We start from the raw sequence: 15345 nt of genomic DNA on the forward strand, positions 1-15345 counted from the left end.
TCAGACGCCGGATCAGTGCGACAGGCAGAGCAGGTCCGGACTGTCGGCGGCGCCGTCGGCCATCCGCTGCAGGCTGTCGAGAACCTGCATGCTCGCCCTTTCCATCGCCTGGACATGGCGCAGCATGCCCTGATGGTCGCCAGCCAGCCGCGATTTCAGTGCCTCGATACCGTAGCGATGAACGTCGATGTGCGGCGCTTCGATCTCGCGGTAGCCCCCGAGGCGACTGAAGCAGTCGCGCCCTTCGCCTTCGTAGTACCACTTGCCGAGCCGGCAGGTGGTATGCGAGGCGACCTTCGCCGGATCAAGCTGCTCGATACCGAACAGGCCGAGGTAGATGCGGAACTTGAACACCAGGTGATCGACCTTGGCCACTTCAACGAAGCTTTTCAGCGCGCTGCCGGCAATCACCTGTTCCATCTTCTGCGACAGGCCAATCAGGCGGTTCATGTCGTCGGTCGCCCGGTTACCGCGTTCGCTGTAGTCGTCGGCGGTGTGGGCCAGAGTTTCCATCGCCGTCTTGGCGGAATTCGAATCGCGGCGGATGCCCGTCACCAGGCCGTCGATATCCTTGGTTGCCTTGGCGGTCCGCTCGGCCAGCTTGCGCACCTCGTCCGCCACCACCGCGAAGCCGCGCCCGGCCTCGCCGGCCCGGGCCGCCTCGATCGCCGCGTTGAGCGCCAGCAGATTGGTCTGGTCGGCAATTTCATGAATCAGCTGGACGATGGCGCCGATCTCGCCCGCCTGGTGGGCCAGCACATCGACCTCGCGGGCGGCCTGGGCGGAATCCTCGGCCAGGCGGTGCAGGTTGGCCGCGATCTCGGTGGTCGTCTGGCCGCTCGCCCGGGAGACTTCAGCCGCCTGGACGGCCTGCTGCTTCTCCTCCTTCAGCAGGTTGGCCATGTCGCCCAGGCTGGCTTGCGAACTGCCCAGCGAATCGCCGAACAGGGCCAGGTTGCGGACGATCTCGCGCAGGGTGTCGCACTCGACTTCCTTCTCGCGCTGCGCCACGGCCTGTGCCGCCAGGTCGCGCCGGAGCGCAGCGATTTCCTCGGTCAACGCCGCTTCACGGCGCGACCCTTCGGCCAGCGAGCTTTCAAGCTCGCCGACTCGGCGATTGTTGCTCCAGAACATCGTACAACCCTCATCCGCAACGGCACGCTCCCGGTTGGAAAGTGCCTTCTATGTAGTTTTTGCTGTCGTAACCGTATAGTCGGTTTTATGGATTCGGATTTTACTATGGGGAATTGACCCCCACAAAACGAAAAAGCGTGGTCGCCCACGCTTTTTCATTGCGCTGACAATGTGTCAGGCTGCGCGGAATTTGTACCAGGCGCCATAGGCCCAGCAGGCAGCGCAAAAGCCGGTCGCCAGGTCGATGAAGGCGAAGATCAGGATGGCATAGGCCGGCACCACGCCGACGCCGGAACCGAGCAACCAGGTGACGAACATCGCCGTACCGGCGATACCGGCGATCTTGTCGGCAAACATCTTGGACCCGGCATTCTGCAGCTTGGCGATCCCCAGCTTGCCGGTGACACCGGCAAAAGCCAGATAGGAAAAGCATTTGTGCGGTGAAACAAAACCGCGCAGAAAACCGCCCAGCGCCAGCAGAAGCGAAACCCACTGATAGGGCGTAAACAGGTAGAGCGCGGCGATGGCGAAACTCATCGTCGCCTGCAGGCGGTAGGCATTCGAGCAGACCGGCGCAATATCGAAACGCAACATGGCAGACTCCATCAGATTATAATTGGACACTTATATTAGCATGTTGCAACGCAGCAGAGCAATGCTCGATCGCTTGTTTCAGTGTGCTCCATTCCAGCGCTTTTCGCCCGCCGTCACCGCCAGGGGCAGCCAGTTTTCCGGCGGCGGCAGCGGACAGGTGGCAAACGGTGTGAACGCACAAGGTGGATTGAAGGCACGGTTGAAATCGAGACGGATCCTGCCGTCCGCCGCGGGTTTCACCTTCAGGAAACGGCCGCCGCCGTAGGTCTCGCGAGCGCTGGTCCGGTCGCGGAAAACGAAGAAGACCTCGCTGTCGCCGACCGACATCGGCAGCAGTTGCAGCGTTTGGCCGGCAATCTCGAAACGCGCCTGGAAGCCCACCGTCACCGGCTTCAAGTCGCCACTGACGTTGGGGACTTCCAGGATCAGCGGCGGATCGAGCGGCAGCCAGTCGGCCTCGACGATCCAGGCCGGATCTTCGGAAAAATGCTCGAGCCCGTGGAAAAGCCGTTGCTGCGCCCAGCCCCGGTCACGGACCCGGGCCGCCAGTTTGCCGTCGCGCTCGACAATGAAGAAAGACAGCAGTTCATGATTGACCACATCGGGTTTGCCGTCGCGGTCAGTCGCCAGATGACGCCCGGCCCCGTTCACCGGACGCCAGACGACGCTGCCATCGCGCATCAGCAGATCGCCCAGATGGGCGGGCCCGGCAGGCAGGCGGACGACGCAATCGGCGGCGCTGCCAACCCGGGAAACTTCATCTTCCAACCAGAACAGGCCGACCAGTCCAAACCAACTGTCGGGACCGGCCAGTTCGGCATGACGCCGCTGGCGCCAGTCTTCAAAGCTGTCTTGTGACATGAGTGCGCTCCCTCGCGTTAACTTTTTAACGCCTCGGGCGTTATAGTCTCCACCAATGCACTTCCTGCATTTCCGGAGAGAAAATTGATGAAGAAAACCCTGCTCCTGGCCCTGCTCGCCGCCACCCCACTGTTCGGCAACGCCAGCGACATCCGGGTCGATATCGGCAACGTCCGCGTCCAGGCCGGTGGCGTCACCGTCACTTTCGGCTCGCGCAACGATCGCGGGTACTACTGGGATGGCTATGAATGGCGCGAGCCTCGCTACTGGAAACGCCACCATGGCCCGCGCGGCGAAAGATACTACACTGGCCATCGGCACCATCGCGGCCCCGATTTCTGCCCGCCGGGCCAGGCCAGGAAAGGCCGCTGCTGACACGCCATTCGCTTCGGCAGAACGGGCGGACCTGAGGGCCCGCCCGTTGGCGTTTACGCCCGGCTGAAACGCATCACGCCATTCTCGCAAGCGACCCGGATCGTATCCTTGGCGGCAAACCGCCCTTCCAGGATCGCCTTGGCCAGCGGATTTTCCAGCTGCTGCTGGATCGCCCGCTTCAGCGGCCGGGCGCCGAACACCGGGTCGAAGCCGGCCTTCGCCAGTTCGAGCAGCGCCGACTCCTCGACGACGATGCCCATCTCCAGCTGCGCCAGGCGCTTCTCCAGATAGCCGAGCTGGATCCTGGCAATGCCGGCGATGTGTTTCTCGTCCAGCGCGTGGAAGACCACCACCTCGTCGATGCGGTTGATGAATTCGGGCCGGAAATAGGTTTTCACCTCGCCCATCACCGCCAGCTTGATCAACTGGTAATCGTCGCCCTGCATCTGCTGGATCATCTGGCTGCCAAGGTTCGAGGTCATGACGATCACCGTGTTCTTGAAGTCCACGGTACGCCCCTGACCGTCGGTCATGCGCCCGTCGTCGAGCACCTGCAGGAGCACGTTAAAGACGTCCGGGTGCGCCTTCTCGACCTCGTCGAGGAGGATCACGCTGTACGGCTTGCGGCGCACCGCCTCGGTCAGGTAGCCGCCTTCCTCGTAGCCGACGTAGCCCGGCGGCGCGCCGATCAGGCGGGCGACCGAGTGCTTCTCCATGAACTCGCTCATGTCGATGCGGATCAGGTGTTCCTCGGAATCGAACATGAACTCGGCCAGCGCCTTGCACAGCTCGGTCTTGCCGACGCCAGTCGGGCCAAGGAAGAGGAAGGAGCCGTAGGGCCGGTTCGGGTCTGCGAGTCCAGCGCGCGAGCGACGGATCGCGTCGGCGACCAGACGCACCGCTTCGTCCTGGCCGACGACGCGGTGATGCAACTTATCCTCCATCTGCAGCAGCTTGTCGCGCTCGCCCTGCATCATCTTGCTCACCGGAATGCCGGTGGCGCGGCTGACCACTTCGGCGATTTCCTCAGCGCCGACCTGGGTGCGCAGCAGCTTGTTCTGCTTCGGCTCGCCCTCGCCTGCCTTTTCCGCCGCCTTCAACTGGGCTTCGAGCTGCGGCAGCTTGCCATACTGCAGTTCGGCCACCTGCTCCAGCTTGCCTTCGCGCTGCAGGCGGGCGATGTCGGCGCGCAGGTGGTCGATTTCCTCCTTGATCTGGGCGCTGCCGAGCACGGCAGATTTTTCCGCCTTCCAGATTTCTTCGAGGTCGGAATATTCCTTGGTCAGCTTGGCGATTTCGTCCTCGATCAGCGCGAAACGCTTCTGCGACGCCTCGTCCTTTTCCTTGCGCACCGCTTCGCGCTCGATCTTCAGCTGGATGATGCGACGGTCGAGCTTGTCCATCGATTCCGGCTTGGAATCGATTTCCATCTTGATCCGGGCAGCTGCCTCGTCGATCAGGTCGATGGCCTTGTCCGGCAGGAAGCGGTCGGTGATGTAACGGTGCGAGAGTTCCGCCGCGGCGACAATGGCCGGGTCGGTGATGTCCACGCCGTGGTGCAGCTCGTACTTCTCCTGCAGACCGCGCAGGATGGCGATGGTGCTTTCCACGCTCGGCTCGTCGACCAGCACCTTCTGGAAGCGGCGCTCCAACGCGGCGTCCTTCTCGATGTACTTGCGGTATTCGTCCAGCGTCGTCGCGCCGATGCAGTGCAGCTCGCCACGCGCCAGCGCCGGCTTGAGCATGTTGCCGGCGTCGATGGCGCCTTCGGCCTTGCCGGCGCCGACCATGGTGTGGATTTCGTCGATGAACAGGATGATGCGGCCTTCGTCCTGCGCCACTTCCTTGAGCACCGCCTTCAGGCGCTCCTCGAACTCGCCGCGGTACTTGGCGCCGGCGAGCAGGCCGGCCATGTCGAGGACCAGCACCTTCTTGCCCTTGAGGGTTTCCGGCACTTCCTCGTTGACGATGCGCTGCGCCAGGCCCTCGACGATCGCGGTCTTGCCGACGCCCGGCTCGCCGATCAGCACCGGGTTGTTCTTGGTGCGGCGCTGCAGGATCTGGATGGCGCGGCGGATTTCGTCGTCGCGGCCGATCACCGGGTCGAGCTTGCCCTGGGCGGCGCGCTCGGTGAGGTCGATGCAGTATTTCTTCAGCGATTCGCGCTGCCCTTCGGCCTCCTGCGTATCAACGTTCTGGCCGCCGCGCACGGCCATGATCGCCGCTTCCAGCGCCTTCTTCTGCAGGCCGTGCTGCTTGGCCAGGCGGCCGGTCTCACCCTTGTCGTCGCACAAGGCGAGCAGGAACATCTCGCTGGCGATGAACTGGTCGCCGCGCTTCTGCGCTTCCTTGTCGGTCAGGTTCAGCAGATTGGCCAGATCGCGGCCAACCTGGACGTCGCCGCCGTGCCCCTCGACCTTGGGTAGCCGGCTCAAGGCCAGCGTCAGGTCGCGCTTGAGGCCGGCCACATTGACCCCGGCCCGGGCCAGCAGCGACGAGGTGCCGCCGTCGTCCTGGCCAAGCAGCGCCAGCAGCAGGTGCTGTGGCTCGATGAACTGCTGGTCGTTGCCGTTGGCCAGACTCTGGGCTTCCGTCAGCGCCTGCTGGAACATGGTGGTGAATTTATCAAATCGCATGGCGTACTCCCGCGGTAATTTTTCGATAGCCCACAGATGCGTCCGAGCCGTGAATTTTCAAGCCCCTGCTGGCGGTTTAAACAATAACCCCTATTGCGTCATGGACTAGCGGATGTTAGCTTCCCCGGTGCAGAGCAATTCCCATAAGAGGAAAAAATGGCAAAATCAATGACACTGCGCGGCAAGCTGACCGCGATGACGCTGGCCACCATCGGCGCCCTGATCATCCTGTTCGCCGTCCTGCTGGTCAGCGGCAAGCAGCGCATGCTTGAGGACCGGGAGGCCAAGGTACGCAACCTGGTCGAGGCGACCCAGGCACTGGTCGCCCACTTCCACGCCGAATCGCTGGCCGGCCGCCTGAGCGATGCCGAGGCCAGAAAGGCCGCCGCCGACGCGGTACGCGCGATGCGTTACGATGAGGTCGAGTACTTCTGGATCAACGATCTCGACGACCTGATGGTGATGCACCCGATCAAGCCCGAACTGGACGGCAAGAAGCTCGACCAGTTGAAGGACAAGAACGGCAAGCTGCTGTTCGTCGAATTCAACAGCGTGGTCCGCAACCAGGGCGCCGGCTTCGTCGATTACCTGTGGCCCAAGCCCGGCCACGAGGACGGCGTGCCGAAGATTTCCTACGTCATGGGCTTCAAGCCCTGGGGCTGGGTGATCGGTTCCGGCATTTACATCGACGACGTCGATGCCCGCTTCCGCGAAGACGCCGTCAAGCTGCTGCTGTGGGGGCTGGCCATTGGCGGCTTCATTGCCATCTCGCTGACGCTGGTTTCGCGCAACATCATCAGGACGCTCGGCGGCGACCCCTCAGTGGCCTCCGCCGTCACCCGGCGCATCGCCGCCGGCGATCTCTCGTCGCCAGTCGACTGCCCGCCCGGCGACAGCCTGCTGGCCGACATCCGCGCCATGCAGGACACACTGCGGGCGATGATCTCGACCATCGTCAGCAACGCCCAGCACCTGGCCAGCGCCGCCGACCAGCTGCTCGGTTCGTCCGACGAAGTCGCCGAGCGCGCCCGCCAGCAGAGCGATGCCGCGTCGTCGATGGCCGCCTCGGTCGAGCAGATGGCCGTCAGCATCGACCAGGTCAGGGAGAACGCCAGCGAGGCGCACGGCATCTCGCGCGAGGCCGGCAGCATCTCGGAAGAAGGCGCCGCGGTGATCCACAACGCGGCCAGCGAGATGCGCAAGATTTCCGAGGCAGTGCAAGCCTCGTCGCAGATCGTCGAAGACCTCGGCCAGCGCTCGGACCAGATCACCTCCATCGTCAACACCATCCGCGAGATCGCCGACCAGACCAACCTGCTCGCCTTGAACGCCGCCATCGAGGCGGCCCGCGCCGGCGAACAGGGACGCGGTTTCGCCGTGGTCGCCGACGAGGTGCGCAAGCTGGCCGAACGGACCAGCCTGTCGACAAAAGAAATCGCCGAAATGGTGACCAAGATTCAGAACGGCACGCGCAGCGCGGTCAGCAGCATGCAGGAAGGCGTCGTCAAGGTCGGCAACGGCGTCCAGCTGGCCAATCAGGCGGGCGATTCGATCGAGCGCATCCGTGACGGCGCGCAACGCGTGACCTTCGTGGTCAACGGCATTTCCGACTCGATTTCGGAGCAGAGCCAGGCCAGCAACGACATCGCGCAGAAACTCGAAACCATCGCCCAGATGTCCGAGGAAAGCGCCATCGCCGTGCGCCAGACGGCCGACGCCGCGCGCCGCCTGCACCAGCTATCGGGCGAACTGCACCAGGCCGTCGCCCAGTTCAAGACCTGAGGCGGTTTACCGCGGATTGCCGGCTGCCGCCTCGCCAAACAGGGCGGCAGCGGCCTGCGCCACCTGATCGGCAACGAAGCCGGCCAGCGGATCGCCCCGGTCGCGCCGGTGGGTGACGCACGAAATCGGCAATTCCATTCCCGCCACCGCCAGTGGCTCGATCGCCAGATCGGCATGGGCCACGAACAGGCGCGCCACCAGGTCGGGAACCACCGCCAGCAGCGGACTCTGCTTGACCACGAAGGGGATCGCCAGCGGCGACGCCGCCTGCGCCACGACATGGCGCTGCAGGCCGGCATCGGCCAGCAGGCGATCAGTCAGCCCCGGCGCATCCCCGGTATAGCTGGTATGGATGTGCGGATGACGGACCAGATCGGCGAGGCCGATCGGCGACGGCATGTCGAGCAGGGCCGGATTGAAGATGCAGCAGAAGCCGGCGCCAAACAGCAACTGCGCCTCATGCACCTCGCGCACGTCGGGAAAATGACCGACCGCGAGATTGACCTTCCCGGCATCGAGATATTCAAGCTGGCGTGAGGCGGGAATCGGCCGCACCGACAGGCCCAGGCCCGGCGCCCGGGCCCGGATGCGGGCGACCAGACCGGGCAGCAACAGGGCTTCGAGCGGATCGGTGAGGGCCAGCCGGAAGTCGCCGGCTACCCGCGCCGGATCGAAATCGTTGACGCTGCTGGTGACCGCCTGCGCTTCCGCAAGCAGGCGCCGGATACGTGGCGCCAGGGCCAGGGCGCGGGCGGTCGGCTGCATGCCGGCGCCTTCGCGGTAGAGGATATCGTCCTGGAACAGTTCGCGCAGACGGGCCAGGGCGTGACTCATCGCCGGCTGGCCGACGCACAGGCGGGCAGCGGCCCGGCTGACGCCGCCCTCGCGCAGCAGGGCGTCGAAGGCAACCAGCAGGTTGAGGTCGAGACGGCGGAAAGCCGGGTAATCAATATCGTCCACGTCGATAGTCTAGATCATATCAATCGATTTCGTGCATTCAACCCGTGCTTTTAAACTGCCCGGCTTTTCCTCCGCCCGATAACGATGTCCACCACCCCCACACCGCAGGTTAGCGGCCTGCTGCGCAGCATTGCCGCGATCACCTGCATCGAGTTCTTCGAAACCGGGCTGGTCATGTTCGGCGCCACCCACATCATGGCCGGCCTTGGCCTGAGCCCCGAACAATTCGCGCTGGCCTACACGCTGTACGGCGTCAGCTCGATCTACATGCTCTACAAGCACCAATGGATGGTCGAACGCCTCGGCTATCGCCGTTTCGTGCTCGCTTCGCTGGCCGTTTTCGCACTTGGCGGCATCCTCGCCGCGACCGCCGGCGGCTTCGGCCAGTTTGCCTGCGGCCGGCTACTGCAGGGCGCCAGCGGCGCCACCTTCTTCACCGCCGGGCGCCTGGCGATCAACCGCCTGCCCGCAGAGGCACGCTTCCCCGGCCTGCTCGCCTTCATCGCCAGCCTGCTCGGCGCTTCCGCCGTGGCGCCGGTGGCCGCCGCCGTGCTGCTCGCCGCTTTCGACTGGCGCGCACTGTTCTGGGCAGCGCTGCCGCTCTGCCTGTTGATCGCCCGCATCGCCGGGCCGTACCTCGACCGAAGCACCGTCGCCCCCGAACAGCGCAGCGAGGAACACTGGGGCTGGCTACTCTGGCTGGTGATCGGCATTTTCGGCCTGCAGTATGCGATCCAGGAAATCCCGGCGGCCGGCGCCGAAGCGCATCGCCTGGTTTTCGTCGTCGGCCTCGCCTCGATCGCCGCGCTGACCGTCTTCGCCTGGCGGCAGTGGCGCAAGGAAAAGCCGCTGATCGATTATCGTGGCCTGCTGCAATGGCGCTACCTGCTGGGGATTGCCCTGTATTTCTCGGGCTATTTCATGCTCGGCGCCTTTGGCTTCCTGCTACCGATCTTCTTCCACAACGGCCTCGGCCTGTCGCTTGCCAGCACCGCCGTGATCCTCGGCCTGAGCGCCGCCGCCAGCGTCGCCGCCGCCGTCGTCCATGCCTGGGCGGCCCGCCGGGTGGCGCGCCAGCGCCATTTCATGCTCGGCGGCCTCGGTCTTTACGCCCTCGCCTGCCTCGCCTTCAGCCAGGCCGGACGCCTCGCCGACTGGTCGCTCCTGCTACTGCCGGCACTCATCTGCGGCATCGCCGTGCCCTTCTACATCGGCCCGGTCGCCTTCGGCACCTTCAGCGAACTGCCGGCGCGCGTCTTTTCGCACGCCTACCAGGTCAAGAACATCGTCCGCCAGCTCGGCATTTCCAGCAGCATTGCGCTGTCCACCGTCGGCCTGCAGCATTTCTACGCCGCCCAGCCGCAGGGCGCCCAGGCCGACTGGGCCTTGGCGCTGCACGGCTTGAGTGGACAGGCGGGCGGCCTGCAGGCGCCGCTGACGCTGGCGGCGGCCGAACTTTTCTTCTGGCTGGCCATCGCCGTCCTGCCGGTGGCCGCGCTGGTCCGGCTGCAGCGAACCTTTCGTTAAGGCTGCTGCCAGCGCGCCGCTGCGCTGTCGTCGGTCTCCCGCGCATCGACCCAGCGTCCGCCGTCGGCCGTCGCTTCCTTCTTCCAGAACGGCGCTTTCGTCTTCAGGTAGTCCATGATGAACTCGCAGGCGGCGAAGGCTTCGCCGCGATGCGCGCTGGTCACCGCAACGAGCACGATCTGGTCGCAGGGGGCGAGCGGGCCGACGCGGTGGATGACCAGCGCGTCGTAGATGTCCCAGCGCGCTTTCGCCTCGGCGACGATCTGTTCAAGCGCCTTCTCGGTCATGCCGGGATAGTGCTCCAGTGTCATCCCGGCAACGCTGGCGCCGTCGTTGATGTCGCGCACCAGGCCGAGGAAGGAAGCCAGCGCGCCGACCCGGGCGTCGCCCGCACGCAGCGCCGCCAACTCGGCGCCGACGTCGAAATCTGCTTCCTGGACATGTACTGTCATAACGACCTCCGATTTTTCACCGCAGAGGCGCAGAGAACGCCGAGATGCGCAGAGGGAAACCCAAAACCTGGACATCCCTTCGCATTTCTCTGCGTCCCTCTGCGCCCTCCGCGCCTCTGCGGTGAAGCGTATCTAACTCAGGCCACCTCGCGCGCTTCGTCGAAGCGCAGCTTGGGATACTTTTCCTTGACCATGTTCAGATAGACGTTGTTCGGCGCCAGGTAGACCGGATCGTCGGCGCCGTCGAGGGCGACGTTGGCACTGTAGCGCTCGGACAACTGCTTGAGTTCGCCGGGGTCGCCGTGGATCCAGCGGGCCGTCGAACAGTTGTAGCTTTCGAAGATGACCTGGACGCCGTATTCGTTTTCCAGGCGGCTGGCGACGACGTCGAACTGCAGCGTGCCGACCGCGCCGAGAATCAGGTCGGTGCCGGACAGCGGGCGGAACAGCTGGGTCGCCCCTTCTTCCGCCAGTTGCTGCAGGCCCTTCTGCAACTGCTTGATCTTCAGCGGGTTGGCGATGCGCGCCAAACGGAAATGTTCCGGCGCAAACGACGGGATGCCGGTGAAGCGCAGGTCCTCGCCTTCGGTGAAGGTTTCGCCGAGGCGGATCGTGCCGTGGTTGGGAATGCCGATGATATCGCCCGACCAGGCTTCGTCGGCGGTCGACCGGTCGCGCGCCATGAAGGTGATCGCGTTGTTGATCGACAGGGTCTTGCCGCTCGCCACCTGCTTGACCTTCATGCCGCGGTCGAAGCGGCCTGAACAGACGCGCAGAAAGGCGATGCGGTCGCGGTGCTTGGGGTCCATGTTGGCCTGGATCTTGAACACGAAGCCGGAAAACTTCGGCTCGAAGGCATCGACCGTACGGCTCACCGCCGGCCGCGCCTTGGGCGCCGGCGACAGGTCGACGACGGCGTCGAGCAGGCTCTGCACGCCGAAGTTGTTGACCGCCGAACCGAAAAACACCGGACACTGCTTGCCCGACAGGTAGGCCTCGGCGTCGAAGGGGTGCGAAGCGCCGCGCACCAGCTCGATGTCGCTGCGCAGTTCGTCGGCCTGCGTACCGATCAGCTCATCGAGACGCGGATTGTCGAGACCCTGGATCATCTCGGCCGTGCCCTTCTCGGCCTGCGGGTCGAAGAAGGCGATGGCGTCGTCGTAGAGGTGATAAACGCCGCGGAAACGCTTGCCCATGCCGATTGGCCAGGTCATCGGCGCGCACTGGATGCCGAGCACCGACTCGATTTCGTCGAGCAGGTCGATCGGCTCCTTGCCTTCACGGTCGAGCTTGTTGATGAAGGTCAGGATCGGCGTGTCGCGCATGCGGCAGACGTTCAAGAGCTTGATCGTCTGCGCTTCGACGCCGTTCACCGAGTCGATCACCATGACCGCCGAGTCGACGGCGGTCAGCGTGCGGTAGGTGTCTTCCGAAAAGTCTTCGTGGCCCGGCGTGTCGAGCAGGTTGATCATGCATTCGCGGTAGGGGAACTGCATGACCGACGAGGTCACCGAAATGCCGCGCTGCTTTTCCAGCTCCATCCAGTCCGAGGTCGCGTGGCGGCTGGCCTTGCGGGCGCGGACTTCACCGGCGACCTGAATGGCGCCGCCGAACCACAGCAGTTTTTCGGTCAGCGTGGTTTTACCCGCGTCTGGGTGGGAAATGATCGCAAAGGTGCGACGGCGGGAGATTTCTTGTTCGAGCTGGCTCACGGCGTTTCGGAAAGGCGAAAAACGGCGGATTATACCCCTTGTCCCCGGCGCCACCCGGCGCGCAAAAACACCGGTGACGCGCAACAATGGCGGGTATAAGATCGGCACCGAGGAGGAACGGCCATGTCCCAACCACAGCCCGCCACCTGCCGCATCCGTCTGCGCGCCGGCACGCCGCCGCAACTGCTCGCGGCGGAGGCTTGCGAAAGCCTGCTTGGTCTTGCCGAGCCTGCTTTGCTGGCTGACGGTTTGGCGACCGGCGGCATCGTCCATTTCGACGATGCCGACATCGTCAGCCGCCTCTTTGCCAGCGACACGCCCCTGCCCTACCGTTTCAACATTCGCCTGCGCCATGCCGACGGCCGCATCCGCTGCTGCCACGGTGAGTGCATCGCCCCCGAAGCAGGCGATCCAAGCCTGCGCGAAATCCGCCTCAACGACGCCAAGGCGCTCGCCGCGCCGATCGACGTCGCCAGCATGATGGTGAATTTCCGGGCGATGATGGACAACACCGACGACTTCATCTATTTCAAGGATCGCCACCACGTCTTCACCGGCGCCAGCCAGACACTGACCAAGATTACCGATCCCAGCCGGCACTGGACCGAACTGCTCGGCCTCACCGATTACGACGTTTTTCCCGAGAGCTACGCCGACCACTACTACCGGCTGGAAAAGCAGGTCTTCGCCGGCGAGGCGATCGCCAGCGAAATCCAGGAATTCCGCCGCCCGGACGGCGGCATCGGCTGGGTGGACAACCGCAAGTATCCGATTCATGACGCGGCCGGCGAGATCATCGGTCTCTTCGGCATCGCCCGCGACATCAGCGACAAGATCGAAGCCGAGCGCGCGCTGCGCCGCGAACGCGAAACCCTGCAGCTGATCCTAGACAACGCGCCGATCGGCATCTGGCTGCAGGATGAGAAGGGGCACCTGGTCTTCGTCAATAAATGCTTCTGCGATTCGACCGGGATCAGCGAGGAACGCTTCCTGGCCGCCGCACATTACCGCGAGCTGTTGCCCGAACCCTACTGCCAGCAATGCCTCGTTTCCGACGCCGCGGCGCTGCGCAGCGAAGGCATCGTCGTATCGCACGAGCAGCAGTTGTTCGCCGACGGCCAGGTGCACGAACTGCAGGTGATCAAGGCGGTCAAGCGAAATGGTCGGGGCGAGCCGATCGCCCTGGTCGGCCTCAGCCTCGACATCACCGAGGAACTGAAACAGGCGGAAGCGCTGCAGCGTTATTCGCAGGAACTCGAATCGCTGGTCGCCGCCCGCACCGCCGAGCTGACCCAGGCCAAGGAAGCGGCGGAAGCCGCCAGCATCGCCAAGAGCGCCTTCCTCGCCAACATGTCGCACGAGATCCGGACACCGCTCAACGCCATCACCGGCCTCGCCCACCTGATCCGCCAGAACGGTCTCGAGCCTCGCCAGATGGACCGCCTCGGCAAACTCGAAGCGGCCAGCCAGCACCTGCTGGAAATCCTCAACGCCGTACTCGACCTGTCGAAGATCGAAGCCGGGCGCTTCGAACTCGAGCGTATCCCGGTACAACCGGAAAGCCTGCTCGCCCATGTCGCCTCGTTGCTGCACGAACGGGCGCGTGGCAAGGGCTTGGCCATCCAGTGCGACATCGGCCCGCTCTGCCGCCACCTGCTCGGCGACCCGACCCGCCTGCAGCAGGCGCTGCTCAACCTGGCAGCGAACGCGATCAAGTTTACCGAGCACGGCGGCATCACGCTGCGCGTCAGCCAGATCGAGGAAAACGCCAGCAGCGCCCTGCTGCGCTTCGCAGTCGAGGACAGCGGCATCGGCATCGACGAAGCGGTCCTGCCCCGCCTGTTCACGCCGTTCGAACAGGCCGACAACTCGATGACCCGGCGTTACGGCGGCACCGGGCTGGGGCTGGCGATCACCCGCCGCATCGCCGAGCTGATGGGTGGCGAAGCCGGCGTCAGCAGCACGCCGGGCGTCGGCAGCACCTTCTGGTTCACCGCCCGCCTGAGCAAGGGCAACCCGCAACTGCAGCGAGCCGCCCCAGCAGCCGGGGCGAGCATCGAGGTTTCCCTGAAATCCCGCCACACCGGTACGCGGGTATTGCTGGTCGAGGATGAACCGATCAACCAGGAAATCACCCTCGCCATGCTCGAAGATGTCGGCCTCTGCGTCGACCTTGCCGGCGACGGCAACGAGGCGCTCGACCTCGCCGGCGGCGGCGACTACCGGCTGATCCTGATGGACATGCAGATGCCGCGCCTGGATGGCCTCGAAGCCACGCGCCGGATTCGCATGCTGCCCGCGCATGCCCGGACACCGATCCTGGCGATGACCGCCAACGCCTTCGCCGAGGATCGCCACCGCTGCGAGGCGGCGGGCATGAACGACTTCATCGCCAAGCCCTTCGTCCCCGAGCACCTGTTCGCCATGTTGCTGAAGTGGCTGGACGGCCCTCAGCGGTAGCTGGCAAACACACTCGCCCCGGCGTCGCGACGCACTAGCAGAACATCGTAGGGATCGCGCCGGCCGTTATAGGCCGGACCGTCCATCCCCGGCGAACCGACCGGCATGCCGGGCACGGCGAGGCCGATGGCGCTCGGCTTCTCGGCCAGCAAGCGACGGATGTCGGCGGCCGGCACATGGCCTTCGAGCAGGTAACCGGCGACTTTCGCGGTATGGCAGGAAGCGTAGCGCTCGGGCATGCCCAGCTGGCGCCGGACGCCATCGAGGTCGCCAACCTCGTGGGCGCGGACGGCGAAGCCGGCGCCTTCGAGATGGGCAATCCAGTCCTTGCAACAGCCGCAATACGGGCTCTTCCAGACCTCGACCAGGACCTTGGCCGGCGCCGCCAGCGCCAACCCGGGCAGGCCGAGGGCAAGCGAGGCGAGCAGCAGACGGCGGCGTTCGATGTTCAGCATGATCTTCTCCTTACTTGACGATGGCGCGCGCAGTCAGCGGATTCTGGCCCGGCCAGGCGACGTTGAGCAGCAGCTTGTCGCCGGCGGCGAGCGTCCCCTGCCCCTGCAGCAGATCGTTGCCGGCCGGCTTCAGCTCGATCTCGCGCTTGGCGGCACCGGACAGCACCGTCAGCTTGCCGCTGGCGCCGGTAGTGGTCACCGGCGCGCCGTGATTGCTGACATGGACGGTCAGCACCCCATCGCGGGCGACGATCTCGAACTGTGCGTGACCGGCCTCGGCGACGACGCCGCCATGCATCGGCTGACCGTGCATCTCATGGGCGGCGACCGGCCCGGCGGCCAGCAACGCGGCAAGGCAAAAAATCGACAGCAGTTGGTTCATAGTTTTCTCCTGGTA

General features: G+C 64.9%; 13 protein-coding genes. 4 read left to right on the forward strand and 9 right to left on the reverse strand.

Annotation, left to right across the window (positions count from 1 at the left end; translation table 11 throughout):
* Window positions 1-12: 12 nt before the first annotated feature.
* The 3 genes from ACE3OV_RS12575 to ACE3OV_RS12585 all read right to left on the reverse strand — a co-directional run bounded on the left by ACE3OV_RS12575 (window position 13) and on the right by ACE3OV_RS12585 (window position 2589).
* Window positions 13-1134 carry a methyl-accepting chemotaxis protein gene (locus ACE3OV_RS12575; RefSeq protein ID WP_374327549.1) on the reverse strand — a complete coding sequence of 374 codons (1122 nt, stop codon included), beginning with the start codon at window positions 1132-1134 and terminating at the stop codon, window positions 13-15.
* A 174-nt stretch (window positions 1135-1308) separates the two neighbouring features.
* Window positions 1309-1728, reverse strand: a complete 420-nt coding sequence (locus tag ACE3OV_RS12580; RefSeq protein WP_374327552.1) for a DUF4395 family protein — start codon at window positions 1726-1728, stop codon at window positions 1309-1311.
* 78 nt (window positions 1729-1806) lie between these two features.
* On the reverse strand, window positions 1807-2589 hold the full coding sequence (locus ACE3OV_RS12585) for a DUF1684 domain-containing protein (protein WP_374327554.1): 783 nt from the start codon (window positions 2587-2589) through the stop codon (window positions 1807-1809).
* Between the two features lie 87 nt (window positions 2590-2676).
* Between ACE3OV_RS12585 and ACE3OV_RS12590 the strand changes: the two genes are divergently transcribed.
* Window positions 2677-2964 (forward strand): DUF2502 domain-containing protein, encoded by a 288-nt coding sequence (locus ACE3OV_RS12590; RefSeq protein WP_374327556.1) that lies wholly within the window; start codon window positions 2677-2679, stop codon window positions 2962-2964.
* A gap of 53 nt (window positions 2965-3017) precedes the next feature.
* Here ACE3OV_RS12590 and clpB read toward each other — a convergent pair whose 3' ends face one another.
* Complete coding sequence (gene clpB / locus ACE3OV_RS12595; protein WP_374327558.1) at window positions 3018-5600, reverse strand: ATP-dependent chaperone ClpB; 2583 nt, start codon at window positions 5598-5600, stop codon at window positions 3018-3020.
* Window positions 5601-5756: 156 nt separating this feature from the next.
* Here clpB and ACE3OV_RS12600 point away from each other — a divergent pair, with 156 nt between their 5' ends.
* Window positions 5757-7382 (forward strand): methyl-accepting chemotaxis protein, encoded by a 1626-nt coding sequence (locus ACE3OV_RS12600; RefSeq protein WP_374327560.1) that lies wholly within the window; start codon window positions 5757-5759, stop codon window positions 7380-7382.
* 6 nt (window positions 7383-7388) lie between these two features.
* On the opposite strand, the gene ACE3OV_RS12605 is transcribed toward ACE3OV_RS12600, so the two are convergent.
* Window positions 7389-8342, reverse strand: coding sequence for a LysR family transcriptional regulator (locus tag ACE3OV_RS12605; protein ID WP_374327561.1), 954 nt, complete (start codon window positions 8340-8342; stop codon window positions 7389-7391).
* Window positions 8343-8426: 84 nt separating this feature from the next.
* On the opposite strand from ACE3OV_RS12605, the gene ACE3OV_RS12610 reads away from it, so the two are divergent.
* The gene (locus ACE3OV_RS12610; RefSeq protein WP_374327562.1) at window positions 8427-9869 is read left to right on the forward strand and encodes an MFS transporter; all 1443 of its coding nucleotides are present in this window, start codon (window positions 8427-8429) and stop codon (window positions 9867-9869) included.
* On the opposite strand, the gene moaE is transcribed toward ACE3OV_RS12610, so the two are convergent.
* Window positions 9866-10321, reverse strand: coding sequence for a molybdopterin synthase catalytic subunit MoaE (moaE, locus tag ACE3OV_RS12615; protein WP_374327563.1), 456 nt, complete (start codon window positions 10319-10321; stop codon window positions 9866-9868). The genes ACE3OV_RS12610 and moaE overlap by 4 nt on opposite strands.
* A 137-nt stretch (window positions 10322-10458) precedes the next feature.
* Window positions 10459-12033: a peptide chain release factor 3 gene (locus ACE3OV_RS12620; protein ID WP_374327564.1), complete on the reverse strand. Its 1575-nt coding sequence runs from the start codon at window positions 12031-12033 to the stop codon at window positions 10459-10461.
* A 123-nt stretch (window positions 12034-12156) separates the two neighbouring features.
* On the opposite strand from ACE3OV_RS12620, the gene ACE3OV_RS12625 reads away from it, so the two are divergent.
* A complete protein-coding gene (locus ACE3OV_RS12625) occupies window positions 12157-14493 on the forward strand; it encodes an ATP-binding protein (RefSeq protein ID WP_374327566.1) in 2337 nt (778 codons plus the stop codon).
* Here ACE3OV_RS12625 and ACE3OV_RS12630 read toward each other — a convergent pair.
* Window positions 14484-14948 carry a DUF411 domain-containing protein gene (locus ACE3OV_RS12630; protein WP_374327567.1) on the reverse strand — a complete coding sequence of 155 codons (465 nt, stop codon included), beginning with the start codon at window positions 14946-14948 and terminating at the stop codon, window positions 14484-14486. The two genes, ACE3OV_RS12625 and ACE3OV_RS12630, sit on opposite strands and share 10 nt — an antisense overlap.
* Window positions 14949-14958: 10 nt before the next feature.
* Entirely contained in the window at window positions 14959-15330 is a 372-nt protein-coding gene (locus ACE3OV_RS12635; protein WP_374327568.1) for a hypothetical protein, read from the reverse strand.
* Between the last annotated feature and the right edge of the window lie 15 nt (window positions 15331-15345).

Source organism: Azonexus sp., assembly GCF_041909095.1.
Lineage (GTDB): Bacteria > Pseudomonadota > Gammaproteobacteria > Burkholderiales > Rhodocyclaceae > Azonexus.

Bases quoted from the DNA above. Each gene is read 5' to 3' on its own strand.
- ACE3OV_RS12575 (WP_374327549.1), bottom strand. From the start codon at position 1,134: ATGTTCTGGAGCAACAATCGCCGAGTCGGCGAGCTTGAAAGCTCGCTG.
- ACE3OV_RS12580 (WP_374327552.1), bottom strand. From the start codon at position 1,728: ATGTTGCGTTTCGATATTGCGCCGGTCTGCTCGAATGCCTACCGCCTG.
- ACE3OV_RS12585 (WP_374327554.1), bottom strand. From the start codon at position 2,589: ATGTCACAAGACAGCTTTGAAGACTGGCGCCAGCGGCGTCATGCCGAA.
- ACE3OV_RS12590 (WP_374327556.1), top strand. From the start codon at position 2,677: ATGAAGAAAACCCTGCTCCTGGCCCTGCTCGCCGCCACCCCACTGTTC.
- clpB (WP_374327558.1), bottom strand. From the start codon at position 5,600: ATGCGATTTGATAAATTCACCACCATGTTCCAGCAGGCGCTGACGGAA.
- ACE3OV_RS12600 (WP_374327560.1), top strand. From the start codon at position 5,757: ATGGCAAAATCAATGACACTGCGCGGCAAGCTGACCGCGATGACGCTG.
- ACE3OV_RS12610 (WP_374327562.1), top strand. From the start codon at position 8,427: ATGTCCACCACCCCCACACCGCAGGTTAGCGGCCTGCTGCGCAGCATT.
- moaE (WP_374327563.1), bottom strand. From the start codon at position 10,321: ATGACAGTACATGTCCAGGAAGCAGATTTCGACGTCGGCGCCGAGTTG.
- ACE3OV_RS12625 (WP_374327566.1), top strand. From the start codon at position 12,157: ATGTCCCAACCACAGCCCGCCACCTGCCGCATCCGTCTGCGCGCCGGC.
- ACE3OV_RS12630 (WP_374327567.1), bottom strand. From the start codon at position 14,948: ATGCTGAACATCGAACGCCGCCGTCTGCTGCTCGCCTCGCTTGCCCTC.
- ACE3OV_RS12635 (WP_374327568.1), bottom strand. From the start codon at position 15,330: ATGAACCAACTGCTGTCGATTTTTTGCCTTGCCGCGTTGCTGGCCGCC.